Consider the following 18,848-nt stretch of genomic DNA (forward strand, 5'->3'; position numbering starts at 1 on the left):
ATTACAGTCTATTTCAAACTGAATATTTAATCTTTATTCATTTTAATATAGGTATGTAAATAAAAGGGATAATCAGCCCCATAATGGACTAACTATCCTATAAATCTTTATCTAAAGTTAATAAAACTAGAACTTCTTTCCCTATGTATATTTACTTCGTTACCTCACCAAACTGCGCTCTCGTCACTTTCGCCAAGTCATCCACTTTCAGCTCAATTTGTATACCTATTTTTCCGCCGCTTACTATCATCGTTTCAAGTAATTGGGCACTCGCATCAATACATGTAGAAAATAACTTCTTCATTCCGACTGGTGAACAGCCGCCGCGAATATATCCTGAAACTTTCGTAATATCTTTAACAGGAATCATTTCAATTTTCTTTTCACTTACTGCTTTTGCGGCAGCTTTTAAATTTAGTTCCTCATCTACCGGGATGATAAACACATGATAATTTTTACTATTCCCTTGAGCGATTAACGTTTTATATACTTCTCTCACTTCTCGTCCAATTTTCTCGGCTACTGATACGCCATCAATTTTCCCATCGTCTGGATTATATGACATCATCGAATATTCAATTTTCTCTTTATCTAATATTCGCATCGCATTTGTTTTATCTTTTTTCATAGTGATCTCCTTAAACGGTTATTTCATATTATTAAGTTTTATTATACACCCTTTTCCATTTCTCCTACATAACTTCACGTATATTTCAAAACTAAAAATATTGATAATTCAAAAATCATTTGATATAATTTGGAAAAACTTATTGTTAAGGAGAGATTTGTAATGCAAAATTTTAATATTTCTTTCCAACTTCATCATCATACGTAACGCCGTGTATCCGAAGAAAAATTTTTCTTCGTGGGTACAGGGCTTTTCCTGTTGACCCACGAAGCGTTTATAAAGCTATGTGGGTATTTTTATACCTGCATAGCTTTTTTTAATTTAAAAAGGAGTGATTATGGTGGAAATGAGAAATGTAAAAGGAACGAAAGACTATTTACCAGAGGAACAAGTACTACGAAATAAAATTAAAAGAGCGTGCGAAGACACGTTTGAACGATACGGATGTAAACCGTTAGAAACGCCGACATTAAATATGTATGAGCTTATGTCTTACAAGTACGGCGGTGGTGATGAAATATTAAAAGAAATATATACACTTCAGGATCAAGGAAAACGCGCACTTGCCTTACGTTACGATTTGACAATTCCATTCGCAAAAGTTGTGGCAATGAATCCAAACATACGCCTTCCTTTTAAACGGTATGAAATTGGGAAAGTATTTCGAGATGGCCCTATTAAACAAGGGAGATTTCGTGAGTTTATACAATGTGACGTTGATATTGTCGGTGTTGAATCTGTCATGGCAGAAGCGGAACTTATGAGCATGGCGTTTGAACTGTTCCGAACGTTAAACTTAGAAGTAACGATCCAATATAATAACCGCAAATTGTTAAATGGTATTCTTCAGGCCATTAACATCCCTACTGAATTAACAAGTGACGTCATTTTATCATTAGACAAAATCGAAAAGATTGGGATTGATGGCGTACAAAAAGATGTATTAGAGCGCGGAATTTCTGAAGAAATGGCTGATACGATATGTAATACCGTATTATCTTGTCTACAGCTTTCAATTGCTGACTTTAAAGAAGCTTTCAATAATCCACTCGTTGCCGATGGAGTAAACGAATTACAACAATTACAGCAATATTTAATCGCACTTGGAATAAATGAAAATGCTATATTTAATCCGTTTTTAGCGCGAGGACTCACAATGTATACAGGTACCGTATATGAAATCTTTTTAAAAGATGGATCAATTACATCTAGCATCGGTAGCGGTGGTCGTTACGATAATATTATTGGAGCATTCCGTGGTGATGATATGAACTATCCAACAGTCGGTATTTCATTCGGTTTAGACGTTATTTATACAGCACTATCACAGAAAGAAACAGTATCATCTACAGCGGATGTATTTATCATCCCGCTCGGAACAGAATTACAATGCTTACAAATCGCCCAGCAATTACGTTCTACCACTTCCTTAAAAGTCGAACTTGAACTAGCGGGACGCAAATTAAAACGCGCCCTTAATTATGCCAATAAAGAGAATATCCCTTATGTGCTTATTATTGGGGAAGAAGAACTTAGTACAGAAACTGTTGTGCTGCGGAATATGAAAGAAGGTAGTGAAGTGAAGGTTCCGCTTTCTTCTTTGAAAGACAATACACTAAATAAGTACTTTACTACGCCTACTACGTTATGACTGTGAAGTATTCTCAAAATGTAAATGATAGAATAAAAAACTCCATTAACAAATAATGGAGTTTTTACACACAATTTAATTTTGTTTAAATGTAAATGTTTGTTTATATTTTCTTTCCGACTCACAATCTTTTTGTCCATCTTTTAGCAACCTAGAAGGCTTTTCTTGCCAAGTTATAATAACTTCAAGTTCATTAGACTGAACGGATATAGGAAAATTCGCATGATTAAAAGCAATTTCTTTACTTAACACATGATCTTTTTTAGAAGTGAAAAGTTCATACTTCGTTTGAGAATGTGGTTCATTTCGAAATACTTCAACCGTTACATGATAAGCGTCCTTCCCAATATCTTGAACCTCGAAACCATACGTATCAAAAACATCCTTTTTAGATGTAACTAAACTAGTTTTTTTATCAGGTTGCTTAATTTCTATTTTCCATCGATCTGACGTTTGAGAAACCGGCAACTGCTTTGGAGAAAAAGCATGAACAGTGAAAGAACTTCCAATTACGAAACAAAATATACAAAAGAAAGAAAAAAGTACTTTTTGCATTAGTATAACCTCCATTGTTTTAAGTTTTGAATTACTGTTCCCTAAAAGCAATGGATGTATTATGTATTAAACTAAAAGTGCCTTCCTACCATTATAGAATCACGTATACAAGTTTTTATATAGATGAGAGCAACTCAATAATTAGTTTACATAAAATAATTACACTCTACTCAAAACTACGCGTATTTAATATATTTGTGAAATTTGATAATAACCACCTGAAAACGCCAATAAAAAGAGGAATCAGCAGTGCAATAATATTATTTCTTAACATCACTTCTCATCCGTTCTCTCTACTATACCAAATTCAACTATTTACTATTATTTTGTGCATTCCTACTCTCCAAAACTTTCTCCATATTATGAGTCGCCCACTCCATCATTAATAGAATCATTGGACGAAGCGATTCACCAAGCTCCGTTAACGAATATTCTACTTTTGGAGGTACTTCACGGTACACTTCACGATGTATGATACCATCTGCTTCAAGTTCTCTCAGCTGTAATGTTAACATTCTTTGTGTGATATTAGGTTTTAATCTTTTTAATTCATTAAACCTCTTCGTCCCATCTAATAGATGATACAAAATTACCCCTTTCCATTTCCCTCCAATGACCTCAACCATCGCTTCCACTGGACAAGAATATTTATTTAAAAATGGGTAATTTACATTATTTTCGTTTGAACAATCCATAATAAATCCCTTCCCTTAACATTAGTATCTTTTTTGATACTATACCACATAAATGTGCGTACTTGTTTCTATGTTACTTTAAAAATATAATTTGGTTACAAAATAAATTAATGAAAAGAGGAACTTTTATGACAAATACAAATCAAATTACAAAAGAAAAAATTATGGAAGCTTTTCATTTCAGACATGCATGTAAAGCGTTCGATCCTATGCACAAAATTTCAGAAGAAGATTTTAAATTCATTTTAGAAACAGGCAGATTATCCCCTTCTTCTTTCGGATATGAACCTTGGAAATTTGTTGTCGTACAAAATAAAGAATTAAGAGAAAAACTACAACCATATTCATGGGGCGCTGGTGGGCAACTTGCAACAGCTAGCCACTTTGTCATTGTTCTTTCAAGAAATATTAAAGATATGCATTATGATGCAGATTATATTAAACATATGATGAATGATATTATTGAATTACCTGAAGACGCGCAAAAAATTAGATATGAATTCTTCAAAAAGTTCCAGGAAACAGATTTTAACTTATTACAATCTGATCGTGCTGTATTTGATTGGGCATCTAAGCAAACTTATATTGCTTTAGGGAATATGATGACGAGCGCAGCTCAAATCGGGATTGATTCTTGTCCAATAGAAGGATTTGATAAAGAGAAAGTAGATTCTTTACTTCGTCAAGAAGGCATTATCAATGGAGATAACTTTGAAGTATCTGTTATGGTTGCCTTTGGTTACCGTAAAGAAGAGCCAAAACGTGATAAAACAAGACAGACTATGGATGCAATTGTTGAATGGATTGAATAAGATAACATGCGCTCCTTATAGCTGTATACTCATACGAAAAAAGTAGAATTTCATTTCTCTTATGTATGAAATTGGTTTTTCATGGAAAGATATATTAGTATGTATGCAGTTTAAACACTCTATTTATTAGAGTTGGACAGGAGGAGAATGAATATGTCTGATATTGAAGTTGGCGAAGTGTTTACTCTTAGTGATGAGAATAACGAAGAGCAAGAAGTAGAAGTGCTTGGAGCGATGGATGTCGAAGGCGCTGAATATATTGCAGTTGCCTTTGTTGAAGACATTCAAACAGAAACCGAGGAAGACATTGATATTTTCTTTTTAAAAGTAGAAGAAGATAGTGAATTCTCATATATTGAGAATGACGAGGAATTTGAAAAAGTATCTGCTGCGTTTGAAAAGATTTTGGATGAGCAAGAGCAAGAATAGAATGAAACACACGAGGACGGATGCATATCCGCCCTCTTTTTATTTTTCACTCATCCAAAGATTTATGCAGCAATTCCAGTACATCTTTCATCACAAAAGGACCGTCTTTTTTTACATGCTCAGCAAATTCAGAAACGAGACGTAGTGTACTCACACTTTCAACCGGATGCTCTCCTGAAGCACTTTCAGCAGAAAGCATAACAGCATTCGTTCCGTCCAGTACAGCTTGAAACACATCAGTTACCTCTGCCCTTGTTGGAATAGAATGATCTACCATAGATTGAAGCATTTGTGTTGCTGTAATAACATATGTATTCGTTCGATTACATTCCTGAATCATCATTTTTTGCAAGAGCGGAATAAATTGAAACGGTAACTCAACTCCTAAATCTCCCCTTGCAATCATAATTCCATCTGCTTCTTTACATATATCTTGAAAATTTTCAATCGCTTCCATCGTTTCTATTTTGGCAATTAAATTAGGTGACGTTTCTTTATATTGTTGTATGAAATCTCGTATTTCTTTTATATGACTAGGTTTTCTTACGAAAGAACATGCGATAAAATCAACACCTTCTTCTAAAAGAAACTGAATATCTTTTTTATCTTTCTCTGTAATAGCTGGTAAACGAACGATTGCGCCTGGTAAGTTCACCCCTTTATGAGAGGAGATATTACCACCTGTTTTCACCTTCGTTTCTATTTTATCCGTACTTACTTTCTCAACGATTAACTCAACTTCACCATCATTAACTAAAATTCTACTTCCGACTTTCACATCATTCGCGATTCCTTCATAATCAACACTTGCTTCCGTACTACTCCCTGTAACTGGTTGCGTATGCAAAATAAAAGAATCTCCCGCCTGAAGTGTAATTTGTTCTCCTTTCATTTCACCTAACCTTATTTTAGGACCTTGTACATCGCCTAAAATTTTAATAGAATCATCTAACGATTTCACTAAACGAATGATATCTTTATGACTTTCATGCGTCCCATGTGATAAATTTAGCCGAACAATTTTCATACCATTGCTTATTAACTGCGCTAACGTTTCTTTATTATTACTTGCTGGCCCAATTGTACAAATTCGATCGATTGTCATTTTTATCACCATCCTTTTTCATTATGATTCCCATAAACTTTCATTACACTCTCAACATAAAAAAAGCCTACTCCCACAAGTAGGCTTTTAAAACTACGAAAGTTTTGTTAATAATTGATTTAAATCTTTTTTCGTTTTCGTCGTTAAGGATTTCATTTTAGTAATATCTATCTTTTCTTTCTCCGCCCCTACAATTAACGGATACATACTTTGTCCAATTGTTTTATATTCAGCTGGGTGTGATGTTTCTAACTCTTTCTCAATTACATCCCACTTTGCATTAATTTGTTTTCCAAGTTTATTTACTGTTTCTAATTTCGGATTAGCAGCTAATTGCTTGTCTAAGCTATCAATTAATGCCGCAACTTCTTTTACATTTGTTTTCACCGCTACGTTTTTCTTCGGATCTTTCGTTGTTTTTCCGTCTGAATTTGTACTTGTACTTTGATCTGTTGTTTTCCCGCTAGTCGTTTGATCATTCGTTTTTCCTGTCGTCTCTTTTTCTTTTGTTTTTACATTCTCGTTTTGAGCTGACGTTTTACCGTTACTTTCTGTTCCTGATGATTCTTTCGTGTTTTTTGCATCTTTATCTGTTTTTTCAGTTGAAGAAGTATTTGTTTCTTTTTCAGTATCTTTCGTTGTTTTTGACGCTTCATCTGCACTTGTCGTTTTTACTTCTCCTTCATTTTGCGCAGTTACTTGCTCTTTCTTTTCTGTTTCTTTATCTGCTGACGGACTACAAGCTGCCATAGTAAGCATTGTACCAATTGTTATCGATGCGATAGCGACCTTTTTCATTTTCATATAAATCCCCCTATGTTTACGTTTTTATCCTCCCCTTTACGATTCGATTTCCCCTTAAAAAATCCCTTTTCATACGAATTACCATTTTTCCGACAGTAATCTTCATAATAATACGTACAAAAACTGATAAATCAATTTGAATATTCGAGTTTCTTCTACTTCATTTTTCTTCTCTTTACTAAAAGAAAAAGAGTATATTGTCACATGAAGAATTACGATCCTCATATGACGATATACTCTTCTATCAAATTTTTATCTTTCTTGACATTTTATTTATACAAAAAAATAAAATTTTCTTTCGTTTTTTTGTTTCTCAATATTTGTTAACATAATATATTTATGAGTAACCACCATTCGAATGAATAATTTGCCCTGTAATCCATTTTGCTTCTTCACTTACTAAAAAAGAAATTAAGCGTGCTGCATCCACCGGTTCTCCTACTTTACCTTGCGGGAACTTCCAGACTAAATGATGCTTCAACTCCTCTGTAATCCATCCTGTATTCGTTGGTCCTGGATCAACAGCATTCACTGTAATCCCCTTCTCCATCGCAGCTGGTGCTACTGATTTTGTAAATGCTTCAATTGCCCCTTTCGTTGCTGCGTATGCCAGTTCATCAGGCATTGGCCCGAGTGACTGGCCTGAAGTAAGGTTAATAATACTTCCACTCGCCTTGCTTGCATAATGTTTTATAAATAATGAACTTAATAACATAGTAGCCCGAACATTAACCGTATAATGTTTATCTAACTGTTCTACATTTAATTCTTCAATTCTCGTATGAGTAGCATACGCTGCATTATTAATTAAAATAGATGGATCACCTAACCGTTCTGATACCATATAAAACAAACGATTTGGCGAATACGACTGCGATAAGTTGATTTCTGCCATTTCACATCGAACACCGTAACTTTCAATCTCCTCTTTCAACAAAAAGGGCTCTTTGTCATGCATTCCCCACGGCATCGCTTTATCATACTGAGACCAGTACGTGAAAAAAATGTCTATTCCTTTTTGAGCAAGCACCTTGCATACAACTGCACCAATTCCATTCAGACGAGTGGCCCCTGTTACAATTGCTATTTTCTTCACCTTTTCTCCTCCACCTATGGATAAATCCTCTGCACGAATACAGAGGATCTATCTTTTTATTCAATATTTGACAATATACGTTCTGCACCTAATTTTAAAATTTTAATAAAGATATAATTTACAATCGCAAACATTACAAATAAAACGATAAACATAACCCACAGTCCGACATGAAGGAAGAAGTATAATAAACTTACTCCCGCTACAATAACTAAAGCTATTAAAATATTAGCTAAAAAATTCCACAAAGTTGTATAGCGACTCTTAAATAATTTCTGCTCTGTATCCCAATGTATATCTGCAGTTTGTGCATCCCAGCGTGTGCCGATTAAATTAATTAACAATAAACCGTTCGCACTTAATAAGAACCAAAGAACCATAAATACTGGAGAAATTCCCGCTACAACTGCCATCGTAATACCGAACACTGCTAAAATAATTACATTAATTAACCAAGCAGTGATCGCTTTCGCAAAAAAGATATCCGAAGCTTTTACTGGTAAATAACGATTCACAAACCAAGAGCTTCCATCACGTGAGAATGAAGTTGTTGCGATGACGTTACTTCCCATTAAAAATAGAGAGGCACAAAGGCCAACACCAATTGCAAGTCCTGCTGATTTTGGATTATCAATATATCCCGTGATCCATTTTAAATTCCCATCTTGCACGAATAAAATGAAGAATAACATAATCGGCATAACGAAAGTTTGTACGATACAATTTAAGAAGAATTGTGGTGTACGGAATAACGTTTTAAATTCTTTTTTCACATATGCTTTCAAATGTGAACTTTGTACCGTAGATTTCTGTAAGCCTTCTGCTGAAATGACTTCTTTTTTTGCTGTACTCGTTGAAAGTCCAATAACCCCTTTTAAATATGTACGCTCTGCAATGTAATAAAACAACACAAAAAATACAAATGAAATAACTGCAAAGATTATTACGTATAAAGGACCCTTCCAATTTGCATTTTCTACTAATGCTACTGCTCCAAAATATGTAGTTGGAAAATAGTTTGTCATTTGTACTAAAAGAGAAGACTGGTTGTTTGCAAGGTAATCCGCAATTGCATCTTCAGAAAACGAACTTTTATTTTTCCACTGCAAAAATACGTTAATTCCTACAATAAATAGTATACTTACGATTCCGATAAATATATTTCCTCGGTCTTTATTTTTCGCTATATTTGTATACCTCATAATAACTGTCATCAGTAACGAAGCTAGTACTAACGGCACAATCGGGAAGAGTAAGTAAATGAAAATCATATATATGTAATATGTAATAAACGCTCCACTTTTTAATCCGTAAGTAATGAAGATTGGTAGTAAAATAAATGAACTCATTACGTATTGTGTAATTAATACCGTTAAAAATTTGGCTGAAATAATTTGCGCTGGTTTTAATGGTAATGGTAATAACATTTCAATGTCATTGCTGTAGTAAAATACAGTTAAAATGTTCGTAATACTCATTAAAAATACCCATATACTCGCAATCGCAAGTCCCATTGCGATAATCATTCCTGGATCTTGCCCTAAATGTATCATTCCCTCATACATTGCATGCGTGATAGAACCAAACAGTAAAAATCCGACAAATAAAATAGCCGCAAATGAAAATACATACGCCCATCGCTTCTTCTTATCTGTTATAAAATCTGCATAATTTAATTTCAATAATACTTTCGTTAACGTCCAAATTTTACTCATTGCCCGTCATCTCCAAGAACATTTTTTCAAGTGATTCGTTGGATTTAAAATGATCTCTCATTTCATCTAAATTCCCTTTAAACTGCAAATTCCCCTTATTAATAATCGCGACGCGGTCACATAATTTTTCTGCCACTTCTAATACGTGTGTAGAGAAGAATACAATCTTTCCTTTATCCGCATGTTCTCTCATCATTTCTTTTAAAATATATGCAGATTTCGGATCAAGCCCCGTTAACGGTTCATCTAAAATCCATACATCTGGCTCATGCACGAGCACACCAATAATAACAATCTTTTGTCTCATACCGTGCGAGTAACTTTGAATTTGATCTGATAAAGCATTATAAAGATCAAATTTCTTCGCTAAGGACTCAATTCGTTCTTGGCGTACTTCTTTCGGCACTTCATACATATCTGCCATAAAGTTTAAATATTCAATTCCCTTTAATCGTAAAAACATATCTGGACTATCTGGGACATAACCAAACGTCTTTTTCGCTTCCATCGGATTTTTCATAATATCTATACCGTTAATCGTAATCGTCCCTTTGTCCACCCCATGGATACCAGTAATCATCTTAATTGTCGTTGATTTACCGGCACCATTTGGCCCTAAAAATCCAAAGATTTCTCCGCTAGGCACAGATAAACTTAAATCTTTTACTGCATAGGTAGAACCATTATAACTTTTTGACACATTCATAATTTCAATCATTCCATCCAATCCTTTCCTTAATTACCAAATAACTATATTAACATTATAGCATACTTATATTTTTTATATTTTTGTATTTTTCAGTTTTTAACCTTTAAAATAAATATACAGACCTAACCCAACGATTAAAACGACAGCTAGTATAATATAAATCATCGTAAGCCTTCTAATATTCCCCTTTGTCGCTTTACTATAATTTGCATCACCCTTTCGCCCAATTAACACCGTCGCGACTACAGTAATGACTACAAGTAATACAACGATCATGATCCAATTTAGCATACCTTCCTCCCCCTCCTTACAAACATTTTACAATATTATCCTCTTTATTTCGCAGTATATTTCCTCTTTTTACTATTATTATGAAGCAAACTAAAAAACTATTATTACCATTCCTATCCATATGTGATATATTTATAACATAACGTGATTTATTTCTAACATGATAAGGAGGAACTATCATAAAAACAACTTGGATAAAATATTTAGGATTTCTCGGTTTCTTCGGTTTTCTTGGCTTTTTTTATGAAAAAGGATTGTTCACTATGTTTTGTTTCTTCTCCTTTTTCACCTCATATAGAACGGTTCAACACGATGAACTGTTTGAACAAATCGTCAATAAATCGTGCCGCAATGCCTTTATCGTTACGTTACTAACTACCGCTATCATTATGTTCATTGAAATGTTATTTCCAAACCCGGTGCTACAAGAGATTGATATCGCTCTTATTTTCGGCACACTCATTCTTACGTTTGGTTTTTCTATGTTCTTTTACGATAAACCTGTTGACGAAATGGAAGATGCACCATGGCGTTCGTAACGAAAATAAAAGAATACCGCGCCAAATTGAATATGACGCAAGAAGATTTAGCGAAACAAGTTGGTGTACGTCGTGAAACAATTAACCATCTCGAAAAAGGAAAATATAATCCTTCCTTGCAGCTTGCTCACGATATTGCGAGGGCACTTCATAGTACGATTGATGAAGTTTTTATTTTTGAGGATAAATAAAAATACCGGCATTCTTTTCACAAAGAATACCGGTATTTTTCATTTATACAACGATCACCCATACAAAACCGCATGAAATACGCCCAACAGTAAATATTGGTCTTCTATATAATCTTCATCGTATACATTCATCTCGATGTGATACATATCTTCCTCAAGACGAATATTCCAATCTGCAATTACATAGCCTTTTCGTAATAACTTTCCCATCCCAAAAGTAGTTTTATGAACAACAAATTCTTCTCTCTTATATGTAAAGGTAAATAAGAAATTTGCATCCAATAACTTTCCGTCACATACAAGTATTTCATGCTCTGCATCATGATTATCTTTATATGTTACTAAAATCCTTCTTTGGCGCTGCCTACTTACATCCTTTGCAATGACGCGAATATTGTCCTTACTATCCTTTATTTCATAAATAATATTACTACCGACTTTCGGAATGAAATCTAGCACTTTCATCAACGTATTTTTATAATAGCCTCGTACTGTGCCTACTCTGTCACTTCCCTTGTAAACCTCAATAGGCACCGTATCCGCTTTACTATCACACAGTCGTTTGTAAGAAAGCTGCATCACCCGCTCTCCTCTTAAGTACTGATCAAACGTCACAGGATATTCTAACGCGCGCAGTTCTTTATTTAACTCATATAAATAACGCTGAACACTCTCCACTAATGCTGTAGTAGAAATACATTCCTGAACCTCAAATTGTTGCCAACTGGAAGAAACTCTCCATTGATTGTCCTCTTCATAGAAGAAACTAAGAATTGTCTCATCACGGTCAGGCGTTTCATAATTCATATGTACATTCTGCCCGTGCTGCACTTGCTCCATCCACTGCCCTAAATAAATGCCAAGCTCTGCGACCTTCATGCATGACTTTTGAAAAAGCACGCTGTCACTCACGCGAATCGTTACATCCCCTTCGATAAAGCCCTTTGAATAAGCATCATACCGCCGCTCATCTTTCTGTGGGATATTCTTGTCTAACTCAAATAAAAATGTTAACATCTTTCACTCACCTCTAGTTATTACACCGATCGTACCTATAAAATGAACGCAACTCAAATTATATCGACGATTTTGCCAATATATCTACCGTAACTTAAAATATATCAACGATTTTTTCGATATATCGACGATTCGACAAAGAATATCGACTTATCAACAAATATCGACACGATTAAAATGAAACTACCTTTTCTTCCGCCACTTCTACAAGTTCTAAAATTTGCAGCAGACTCTTCACTTCATAAGTCGGCTTAACACTTGCCTTATTCTCTTTCAAACTCGGATTATACCAACACGTATCAATGCCGTAATCTTCTCCGCCTTTCATATCAGAAGTGAGCGAATCTCCAACCATTAGTACACTTGATTTATCCGTAATCCCAAACTTTTCAAATGCATAATCAAAAATCTCACGTGCTGGTTTTTGATGACCAACCTCTTCTGAAATAATAATATGATCAAAGAAATTACATAAAGGCGAATTTCCGATTCTAGATTGTTGCACCTTCGTATATCCATTCGTAATGATGCCTAGCTTGCAATCTTGTAGATTCTCACATAATTGCACTGCACCTTCTATAAGATGTACTTCTTTCCCTAAGTTTTCAAGATATACATCACTAAATTGCTGTGCATCTACTTCTATATTATGAAGTGCAAATAATTGTCTAAATCGATCTACCGCTAATTCACTTAACGTAATCATTTTATTTTCTAAATCTCTCCATAACCCATTACTAATCTCTTTATAACTTGCAAGATAATCAGTATACCCTGTAGGCATACCAAACTGTACAAACGCATTATGTAATGCGTGTCTTTCCGTTTCAGGGAAATCTAATAATGTATCATCTACGTCGAATAATATAACTTTGTATTTCATGATGTTCTCCTTAGTTCCTATTTTAAAAGCTTCGTTCTCATTGCTTATAAGTTTTTATATATTTCTTGATGAAGCGCTTTAACCCGCTCTTTATAGAATACACCTTTATCTTTTATTTTCAAATGTGCTATAAATAAGTTTGCTAGCATGACAGCTGTATCTAATCTATAAAATAAACTAACGATATGAGGGGTAACATTAAAGATACTATCATTCTTATATCCATCTTTAAATTCATCCCAACTAATCTCATTAGTTTCAGCTATTCTCATTAACTCCAGCAATGGATGACCAATTAAAGCGTTATCCCAATCAACTATTGCTTTAACTTCTCCATTATACCCGATTAAATTGGCTGGTCGAATGTCCATATGTAATAAGCATTTTACATGATCTGCTGTACTAAGAATATGTTCAATTGTTTTTGTATCTGGAAGTTTAATTCCACAGTTCGTAATTGTATTAAACCCTTCTATCCGTTTCACAATTCTTTCTGCTATATACTTACTAATCGGCTCTTTAATATTTTTCTCGTAATGCAAACCATCAATTGGCATGCTATGAAGCTTGCTCACTAACTCTCCTATTTTGTGCGCAGAAATTGGCATATGATCAGTATACACACAATCCGAAATTAAAAAATCAAGTTCGACAGAAAGATGCAATCCGTGTATCTTTGGCACCGAAATACCTTTTGAATGACAATACTTAGAAAGCTCTGCTTCCTTTTTCAATGAAATCCGACTATTAAATAAATCTTCATTTATATTTTCTACTTCTCTTTCCCACGGCACTCGAAATGCCAAAGACCCCTTTTCTGAATCTCCTCGAAAAACAATATTTTGCACTCCCGTTCCAATCACCTTTAAATCCTGAACAGCTAATTCCTTATAATCTTGACTTAGTATTGTTGCTAGCTTTTCTCTTAACCCCTCTGCTTTTCCACGTGTATGAATCATTTTATCCCCCGATTCGTAAGTTCTTTTCATTCATTCTCTCTTCGTTGCACAACATTCTCATTAGCAAAATTATAACAACAATAAGAAAAGGAGGCTAATCCAATCAGCCTCCCTCCGCTTTATTTATCTTCTAACAATAAAACTTTCATTTGTTCTAACGACTCTTTCGTAAAGCCAAGTGCTTTTTCAGCATACGCTTCAACTGAACCATATTGCTTTTTCACTTCATCAATCGCAGCTTGTAAATACTCAGCACGTGCTTCGAACATCGCACCTAATATCGCTCTACTCTCATCGTTTTGTAGTTTTGCACCTAAAAAGGCCATCATTTTCTCGTTTAACTTTTCACGGAAACCGTTACTTAGTAAATAATCTTCCATTACTGTTTTCTCTGGTACACCTAGTAAAAGTAATAATAATGCTGATCCAAATCCAGTACGGTCTTTCCCAGCTGTACAATGGTTTACTAACGGTAAGTTTTCCGGGTTTTGCGCTAAGTTTAAGAAGCTTACGAACGCCTCGTTACCACTTACGAAATCTTGATTCATTTTCACAAGGTATTCGCCTGGTTTGCCTAACATAGAAAGGTCACCAACTTGGAAAAACTCATTTATGTTCAAGTCTTTTGCTAAGTCTTGCATAACTGGTAAACACACTTGACGAGCTCCTGTAATCTCAGGGTTTGGCTTATGCTTCACTTCAAAGTCTGTACGGTAATCGCAAATTAACTTTAAGCCAGCCTTTTGTAAATACTCAATATCCCACTCTGTTAATCCTGCTAATTCTTCAGAGCGGTATAATTTACCCCATTTTACTTTACGGCCTTCTGTCGTTTCATATCCTCCCATATCACGGAAGTTAAACGCGCCTTGTAATGGCAGTCTACGCTCACCTACTGTCACTGCTTGTCCATTACTACCTACTAGTCTAAAATATGGACGCTCATTTTCGCTCGGGTTTTCAATTGTATATGATGATTCTCCATTTACCGTTGCAAGTAATTCTCCATTTTCTTCAATATGATCTGGCGAAGTACTCCAGTAAATGCGAACTTCCTCTATATTATTTTCCCACTTTATTTGTAACGTATTATCTTCATTTCTTTCTACAGTTGCTTGTAACCAATGTCTTTGCTGCCCCATTCTTTCACCAACGCTTTCTCTTATAATCGAACCTTACCCTATTGTATTATACAAATATCTACTTTGTCGTTCTCATTTTTCTTTTTATCTTACAAACAGGCAAAAAGTTCTTTTACTTGTTCAAAATTTGTACATGGATTTCCTCGAAATACGTATGCGATTTGTTCATTACCGAGATTTTCATATACAACTGTTCCGCGATCAGGGTGCGAATAAAACTCTAACCCGTTTATAACTTGTTTTGGGCCATAGTTCATTATCCATGAAGAAACAGGATAATACGCTTTGTTTTTATGTCTACAAACCCAAAGTGCATATAGTTTATTATCTTCGTCCCAGTATACATACTGCGTTTCATCATTTCCAAAACCGACCGATTCAAGTTTCCAATTTAGTTTTTCATGAATTAACAAATTTACATAGGATACGTCATCTGGAGCATTCCACTCTCTACATCTTCCTATCTCACCCATTTCACTTCTCTTCGCTTGAAAGCTTAATAAGTGAAATGGTGTATGTAATATCGTTTTCCCAAGCTCCATATTTACTGGTTGTAATTCAAATAGAAATCGTTCCATTTCGTCTTGGTTTACATATCCATGATCAACAGAAATTTCAACTTGTGTTTTCCATATAGATGTAACGTAACTTTCTTTTCCTTTATAATTTATACCTTTCCAATACACAAGCCCTTTATATTGAAAACAATCTCCTTTTGCTTGAGAAATACAGCTATCCGGAAATACTGGTTCCATTATATCGAGAAAAAATTCCTTTACTCGAAACATCCCAGTTGGAGTAACAACCTGAAACCAAAAAGTTCCCCACTTTTCACCTTCATAACGTTCTGAAACTTTTTCAACATTCCAGCCTTCTAACAATACATGTGGATACAATAACACGAATGAATGCATGGATTGCTTTAACATATATAGTCCCCTCCCGCTATACGAGTTCGAGAGTATACATCGTTCATCCTCCTAAAACTTTCTCACATATCTCTCAGTTGAACTAAGCAGCTGACATCCGTTATTTTCAAAAATATCCTTCATCCACTCATTTTGTACATTTGTCTCACCGATATAATAAGATGCTCCTATTTCTTTTAATACAAACATCGCTCCTGTAAAGAATGCTGCTTCGTATCCTTTATTTCGCATATTTGGAGCGACTGCGAAATACATAAGTTTTCCTTCTTCTAACGTCCCCTTTTCAATATATGGGATTACAATTCCGATCTGCTCTTCATTAATACTCGCAGTTAAACAATGTTCTTTCCATTGCTCTCCAATTTCTTGTAGCATCATATTTACAAATTGATCATAAGTGACTTGTTCTTCCGTCATCTCGTTCCAAAGTGAATAAAAAGCATCTTCTCCTACTTCTTCAATCAACTTAAAATCAATTTCACTTTCTACATCTTCTACTTCATATATATCCTTACATACAATGATGTTTTCAGTAACATATTCAAAAGAATATGCTTCGAAACATTTCTTATACACATCATAATTTGGGCTTTTTGAAGAAACTTCAAAATGTAAGTTTTCAATTCCCTCTTTTTCAGCCTCAGCAACACAATATTGCATGATTCCCTTTAATTGCTCTTCTGTAAAAATCTCTGCATTATTTTCTTTTATCATGATAGAAGAAGCATTTCTTCTTATTTTAAAATGTTTTTCTAACTGTTCTATCGTCGTCATATTCTTCCCTCATCTATGTCATACTTGAATTTCTACTTGTTCTCCTTGCATGAGCAGGATTGTCCTTGAATATATAGAATACTAGAAAACATCGCATCTTTAAAGTGCGGAGGAGGTTCTCCATTGGATATTACAGCGCTGCAACAACAGTTAGAGCTTATACAACAAAATGACTATACGCAACTGCGATATATAGATATAAATGAATTAACGCTCCATATGCTTCAGTATATCGGAACGACTGATAGTTACGTTCGTTATCAACTTATATATAAATGTTTTGTGCATTTTATTCATCATGAATTCCTTATGGATGATCAACTGAAATTACTGTTGCAAACTTGTTTAAGTGATGAATATTTATATTGTGACATATACTCCCCGCATTCAGATGGGGTTTTCACACGTTCTTACACTGTTTCGTTAATTGCGTTAATACTCCAATTCGCTAATTCGCACTACTTTTGTACGGAGGAGGATATTGAAGAAATAAAAAACAAACTCATTACATACACAAACTTAGAAACAGATTTCCGAGGCTATATTGAAAATAAAGGATGGGCTCATTGTCTTGCTCACGTATCTGATGCCTTTACGGAAATTGTTCATAATACGTATACAACTTTTGAATGGTACGAAGAGTTAATTCATTGTTTATTAAATAAAATCTTCATTCCATCTGACCTTTTTCATAATAACGAAGATGAACGCATCGTTACTCCTTTACTAGCGATGTTGTATCATGACTTTCCGCAAGACGAGTTAATTTCTATTATTCATAAAAAAATAAAAAGGCTTCCTCAAATTAGAAAACGCCTTTCGTTAAATGAATATTGTATTTTATGCGCCAACATTAAAACCTTTTTACGCACTTTATTTTTCCGAACGAAAGATGATCATAACTTAGCCTTTACAGCACGTAAAACAGAAAGAATGTTAAAAGAACTTCCTAATTACTATTAAAAACAAGGAGTCAAAACATGGGTTATATTGAAGACATGAGAAATTTAGTAGGAAATCATCCACTTATTTTAATAGGTTCGCACGCCATTATAGTAAATGAGAAAAATGAAATATTATTGCAGCTCCGTACAGACTTCAACCGCTGGGGCATTATTGGCGGCGCTTTAGAATATAACGAAACATTAGAAGACGCTTTAAAGCGAGAAGTATATGAAGAAACTGGACTTATTATTAAAAATCCAGAACTATTCCGTACATACTCTGGACCAGATTACTTTCAAATCTATCCAAACGGCGATCAAGTACACGGTGTACTCGTTGTTTATATTTGCCGCGAATTCCACGGTGAGCTTGTATGTGATCAAACAGAATCAAAAGAATTACGTTTCTTTCCGCTTGATGAATTACCTAGTACTCTTCATCCAGTTATTGAGGGGATTCTTCGCGATTTTCATCACTCCAATTAAAGATAAAAATAAAACAGCCTCATCTCCCGTCATGATAATGCGAAATGAGGTTGTTCATGTTAGATCGTTATCTCAATCTGATTTCCTTCAGGATCACTTACTACACTTTCATAGTAACCATCCCCTGTAGTTCGTGGGCCGTTTAACACAGGGTACCCTGCTTCTCTTAATGTATTCGTTAATTCGTTCACCTTTTCTTTACTACCTACAGAAAAAGCAATGTGTGCATATCCTATTGTTTCTGTTTGTAATGCATCCTCTATCCCTACCCGCTTCATAAGTTCTAGACGCGCACCACCTTCAAAAGTTATAAAATAAGATTTAAATTGCTTTTTTGGATTATGATATAAGCTATTTTCTTCACCATTAAAATATTGTTTATAAAAATCACGCATTCCTTCTAAATCATTCACCCAAATTGCTACATGTTCAATTTTCATAATCGACACCTTTTCTTTTATGTTATTCAACTGGCAATTGGATGCTTCATTGCC

At 34.5% G+C, this 18,848-nt stretch carries 23 protein-coding genes; 7 read left to right on the forward strand and 16 right to left on the reverse strand.

Annotated features, from left to right (window positions below):
- Nucleotides 1-151: 151 nt before the first annotated feature.
- Nucleotides 152-628, reverse strand: a complete 477-nt coding sequence (ybaK, locus tag ACTFR9_RS08675) for a Cys-tRNA(Pro) deacylase (RefSeq protein WP_000710876.1) — start codon at nt 626-628, stop codon at nt 152-154.
- A gap of 337 nt (nt 629-965) precedes the next feature.
- Here ybaK and ACTFR9_RS08680 point away from each other — a divergent pair, with 337 nt between their 5' ends.
- Nucleotides 966-2,279, forward strand: a complete 1,314-nt coding sequence (locus ACTFR9_RS08680; protein ID WP_267497120.1) for a histidine--tRNA ligase — start codon at nt 966-968, stop codon at nt 2,277-2,279.
- A 75-nt stretch (nt 2,280-2,354) separates the two neighbouring features.
- Here ACTFR9_RS08680 and ACTFR9_RS08685 read toward each other — a convergent pair whose 3' ends face one another.
- Together ACTFR9_RS08685 and ACTFR9_RS08690 are read right to left on the reverse strand one after the other, a co-directional pair.
- The gene (locus tag ACTFR9_RS08685; protein WP_103102522.1) at nt 2,355-2,834 is read right to left on the reverse strand and encodes a hypothetical protein; all 480 of its coding nucleotides are present in this window, start codon (nt 2,832-2,834) and stop codon (nt 2,355-2,357) included.
- A 311-nt stretch (nt 2,835-3,145) separates the two neighbouring features.
- A complete protein-coding gene (locus tag ACTFR9_RS08690) occupies nt 3,146-3,529 on the reverse strand; it encodes a winged helix-turn-helix transcriptional regulator (RefSeq protein ID WP_000340660.1) in 384 nt (127 codons plus the stop codon).
- 128 nt (nt 3,530-3,657) lie between these two features.
- On the opposite strand from ACTFR9_RS08690, the gene ACTFR9_RS08695 reads away from it, so the two are divergent.
- A complete protein-coding gene (locus ACTFR9_RS08695) occupies nt 3,658-4,341 on the forward strand; it encodes an NAD(P)H-dependent oxidoreductase (protein WP_061536094.1) in 684 nt (227 codons plus the stop codon).
- 147 nt (nt 4,342-4,488) lie between these two features.
- Entirely contained in the window at nt 4,489-4,770 is a 282-nt protein-coding gene (locus ACTFR9_RS08700; RefSeq protein ID WP_001997837.1) for a DUF1292 domain-containing protein, read from the forward strand.
- 46 nt (nt 4,771-4,816) lie between these two features.
- On the opposite strand, the gene ACTFR9_RS08705 is transcribed toward ACTFR9_RS08700, so the two are convergent.
- The 6 genes from ACTFR9_RS08705 to ACTFR9_RS08730 form a co-directional block, all read right to left on the reverse strand.
- Complete coding sequence (locus ACTFR9_RS08705; RefSeq protein ID WP_073536287.1) at nt 4,817-5,887, reverse strand: pyruvate kinase; 1,071 nt, start codon at nt 5,885-5,887, stop codon at nt 4,817-4,819.
- Nucleotides 5,888-5,968: 81 nt separating this feature from the next.
- On the reverse strand, nt 5,969-6,679 hold the full coding sequence (locus ACTFR9_RS08710) for a hypothetical protein (RefSeq protein ID WP_076856327.1): 711 nt from the start codon (nt 6,677-6,679) through the stop codon (nt 5,969-5,971).
- 337 nt (nt 6,680-7,016) lie between these two features.
- A complete protein-coding gene (locus tag ACTFR9_RS08715; protein WP_048556800.1) occupies nt 7,017-7,775 on the reverse strand; it encodes an SDR family oxidoreductase in 759 nt (252 codons plus the stop codon).
- A gap of 56 nt (nt 7,776-7,831) precedes the next feature.
- Nucleotides 7,832-9,490: a putative ABC transporter permease subunit gene (locus ACTFR9_RS08720; protein ID WP_001992552.1), complete on the reverse strand. Its 1,659-nt coding sequence runs from the start codon at nt 9,488-9,490 to the stop codon at nt 7,832-7,834.
- Complete coding sequence (locus ACTFR9_RS08725) at nt 9,483-10,208, reverse strand: ABC transporter ATP-binding protein (protein WP_000570055.1); 726 nt, start codon at nt 10,206-10,208, stop codon at nt 9,483-9,485. Before ACTFR9_RS08725 ends, ACTFR9_RS08720 begins: the two co-directional genes overlap by 8 nt.
- A gap of 87 nt (nt 10,209-10,295) precedes the next feature.
- Nucleotides 10,296-10,490 carry a hypothetical protein gene (locus ACTFR9_RS08730; protein WP_000935861.1) on the reverse strand — a complete coding sequence of 65 codons (195 nt, stop codon included), beginning with the start codon at nt 10,488-10,490 and terminating at the stop codon, nt 10,296-10,298.
- A gap of 179 nt (nt 10,491-10,669) precedes the next feature.
- Between ACTFR9_RS08730 and ACTFR9_RS08735 the strand changes: the two genes are divergently transcribed.
- Both ACTFR9_RS08735 and ACTFR9_RS08740 read left to right on the forward strand, forming a co-directional pair.
- Nucleotides 10,670-11,029 (forward strand): DUF3796 domain-containing protein, encoded by a 360-nt coding sequence (locus tag ACTFR9_RS08735; protein WP_000859221.1) that lies wholly within the window; start codon nt 10,670-10,672, stop codon nt 11,027-11,029.
- Entirely contained in the window at nt 11,017-11,220 is a 204-nt protein-coding gene (locus ACTFR9_RS08740) for a helix-turn-helix transcriptional regulator (RefSeq protein ID WP_000896292.1), read from the forward strand. Before ACTFR9_RS08735 ends, ACTFR9_RS08740 begins: the two co-directional genes overlap by 13 nt.
- A 54-nt stretch (nt 11,221-11,274) precedes the next feature.
- On the opposite strand, the gene ACTFR9_RS08745 is transcribed toward ACTFR9_RS08740, so the two are convergent.
- The 6 genes from ACTFR9_RS08745 to ACTFR9_RS08770 form a co-directional block, all read right to left on the reverse strand.
- The gene (locus tag ACTFR9_RS08745; protein WP_229136757.1) at nt 11,275-12,237 is read right to left on the reverse strand and encodes a tubby C-terminal domain-like protein; all 963 of its coding nucleotides are present in this window, start codon (nt 12,235-12,237) and stop codon (nt 11,275-11,277) included.
- A 172-nt stretch (nt 12,238-12,409) separates the two neighbouring features.
- Nucleotides 12,410-13,120 (reverse strand): YjjG family noncanonical pyrimidine nucleotidase, encoded by a 711-nt coding sequence (locus tag ACTFR9_RS08750; RefSeq protein ID WP_000875919.1) that lies wholly within the window; start codon nt 13,118-13,120, stop codon nt 12,410-12,412.
- A gap of 44 nt (nt 13,121-13,164) precedes the next feature.
- Complete coding sequence (locus ACTFR9_RS08755) at nt 13,165-14,109, reverse strand: phosphotransferase family protein (protein ID WP_033670767.1); 945 nt, start codon at nt 14,107-14,109, stop codon at nt 13,165-13,167.
- 89 nt (nt 14,110-14,198) lie between these two features.
- The gene (locus ACTFR9_RS08760; RefSeq protein WP_229136758.1) at nt 14,199-15,221 is read right to left on the reverse strand and encodes a tyrosine-protein phosphatase; all 1,023 of its coding nucleotides are present in this window, start codon (nt 15,219-15,221) and stop codon (nt 14,199-14,201) included.
- A gap of 89 nt (nt 15,222-15,310) precedes the next feature.
- The gene (locus ACTFR9_RS08765) at nt 15,311-16,150 is read right to left on the reverse strand and encodes a hypothetical protein (RefSeq protein WP_033688063.1); all 840 of its coding nucleotides are present in this window, start codon (nt 16,148-16,150) and stop codon (nt 15,311-15,313) included.
- A 51-nt stretch (nt 16,151-16,201) separates the two neighbouring features.
- Nucleotides 16,202-16,924, reverse strand: coding sequence for an N-acetyltransferase (locus tag ACTFR9_RS08770; RefSeq protein ID WP_076867571.1), 723 nt, complete (start codon nt 16,922-16,924; stop codon nt 16,202-16,204).
- A 123-nt stretch (nt 16,925-17,047) separates the two neighbouring features.
- Here ACTFR9_RS08770 and ACTFR9_RS08775 point away from each other — a divergent pair, with 123 nt between their 5' ends.
- Together ACTFR9_RS08775 and ACTFR9_RS08780 are read left to right on the forward strand one after the other, a co-directional pair.
- The gene (locus ACTFR9_RS08775) at nt 17,048-17,887 is read left to right on the forward strand and encodes a DUF2785 domain-containing protein (RefSeq protein ID WP_000355462.1); all 840 of its coding nucleotides are present in this window, start codon (nt 17,048-17,050) and stop codon (nt 17,885-17,887) included.
- A gap of 17 nt (nt 17,888-17,904) precedes the next feature.
- The gene (locus ACTFR9_RS08780; RefSeq protein ID WP_048556794.1) at nt 17,905-18,354 is read left to right on the forward strand and encodes an NUDIX hydrolase; all 450 of its coding nucleotides are present in this window, start codon (nt 17,905-17,907) and stop codon (nt 18,352-18,354) included.
- Between the two features lie 59 nt (nt 18,355-18,413).
- On the opposite strand, the gene ACTFR9_RS08785 is transcribed toward ACTFR9_RS08780, so the two are convergent.
- Nucleotides 18,414-18,794: a VOC family protein gene (locus tag ACTFR9_RS08785; RefSeq protein WP_000687569.1), complete on the reverse strand. Its 381-nt coding sequence runs from the start codon at nt 18,792-18,794 to the stop codon at nt 18,414-18,416.
- Between the last annotated feature and the right edge of the window lie 54 nt (nt 18,795-18,848).

The sequence above is a fragment of the Bacillus cereus group sp. MYBK222-1 genome (assembly GCF_051916425.1).
In the GTDB taxonomy this organism is placed as follows: Bacteria; Bacillota; Bacilli; order Bacillales; family Bacillaceae_G; genus Bacillus_A; species Bacillus_A paranthracis.

Bases quoted from the DNA above. Each gene is read 5' to 3' on its own strand.
- ybaK (WP_000710876.1), bottom strand. From the start codon at position 628: ATGAAAAAAGATAAAACAAATGCGATGCGAATATTAGATAAAGAGAAA.
- ACTFR9_RS08680 (WP_267497120.1), top strand. From the start codon at position 966: ATGGTGGAAATGAGAAATGTAAAAGGAACGAAAGACTATTTACCAGAG.
- ACTFR9_RS08685 (WP_103102522.1), bottom strand. From the start codon at position 2,834: ATGCAAAAAGTACTTTTTTCTTTCTTTTGTATATTTTGTTTCGTAATT.
- ACTFR9_RS08690 (WP_000340660.1), bottom strand. From the start codon at position 3,529: ATGGATTGTTCAAACGAAAATAATGTAAATTACCCATTTTTAAATAAA.
- ACTFR9_RS08695 (WP_061536094.1), top strand. From the start codon at position 3,658: ATGACAAATACAAATCAAATTACAAAAGAAAAAATTATGGAAGCTTTT.
- ACTFR9_RS08700 (WP_001997837.1), top strand. From the start codon at position 4,489: ATGAATATGTCTGATATTGAAGTTGGCGAAGTGTTTACTCTTAGTGAT.
- ACTFR9_RS08705 (WP_073536287.1), bottom strand. From the start codon at position 5,887: ATGGTGATAAAAATGACAATCGATCGAATTTGTACAATTGGGCCAGCA.
- ACTFR9_RS08710 (WP_076856327.1), bottom strand. From the start codon at position 6,679: ATGAAAATGAAAAAGGTCGCTATCGCATCGATAACAATTGGTACAATG.
- ACTFR9_RS08720 (WP_001992552.1), bottom strand. From the start codon at position 9,490: ATGAGTAAAATTTGGACGTTAACGAAAGTATTATTGAAATTAAATTAT.
- ACTFR9_RS08725 (WP_000570055.1), bottom strand. From the start codon at position 10,208: ATGATTGAAATTATGAATGTGTCAAAAAGTTATAATGGTTCTACCTAT.
- ACTFR9_RS08730 (WP_000935861.1), bottom strand. From the start codon at position 10,490: ATGCTAAATTGGATCATGATCGTTGTATTACTTGTAGTCATTACTGTA.
- ACTFR9_RS08740 (WP_000896292.1), top strand. From the start codon at position 11,017: ATGGCGTTCGTAACGAAAATAAAAGAATACCGCGCCAAATTGAATATG.
- ACTFR9_RS08745 (WP_229136757.1), bottom strand. From the start codon at position 12,237: ATGTTAACATTTTTATTTGAGTTAGACAAGAATATCCCACAGAAAGAT.
- ACTFR9_RS08750 (WP_000875919.1), bottom strand. From the start codon at position 13,120: ATGAAATACAAAGTTATATTATTCGACGTAGATGATACATTATTAGAT.
- ACTFR9_RS08755 (WP_033670767.1), bottom strand. From the start codon at position 14,109: ATGAAAAGAACTTACGAATCGGGGGATAAAATGATTCATACACGTGGA.
- ACTFR9_RS08760 (WP_229136758.1), bottom strand. From the start codon at position 15,221: ATGGGGCAGCAAAGACATTGGTTACAAGCAACTGTAGAAAGAAATGAA.
- ACTFR9_RS08765 (WP_033688063.1), bottom strand. From the start codon at position 16,150: ATGTTAAAGCAATCCATGCATTCATTCGTGTTATTGTATCCACATGTA.
- ACTFR9_RS08770 (WP_076867571.1), bottom strand. From the start codon at position 16,924: ATGACGACGATAGAACAGTTAGAAAAACATTTTAAAATAAGAAGAAAT.
- ACTFR9_RS08780 (WP_048556794.1), top strand. From the start codon at position 17,905: ATGGGTTATATTGAAGACATGAGAAATTTAGTAGGAAATCATCCACTT.
- ACTFR9_RS08785 (WP_000687569.1), bottom strand. From the start codon at position 18,794: ATGAAAATTGAACATGTAGCAATTTGGGTGAATGATTTAGAAGGAATG.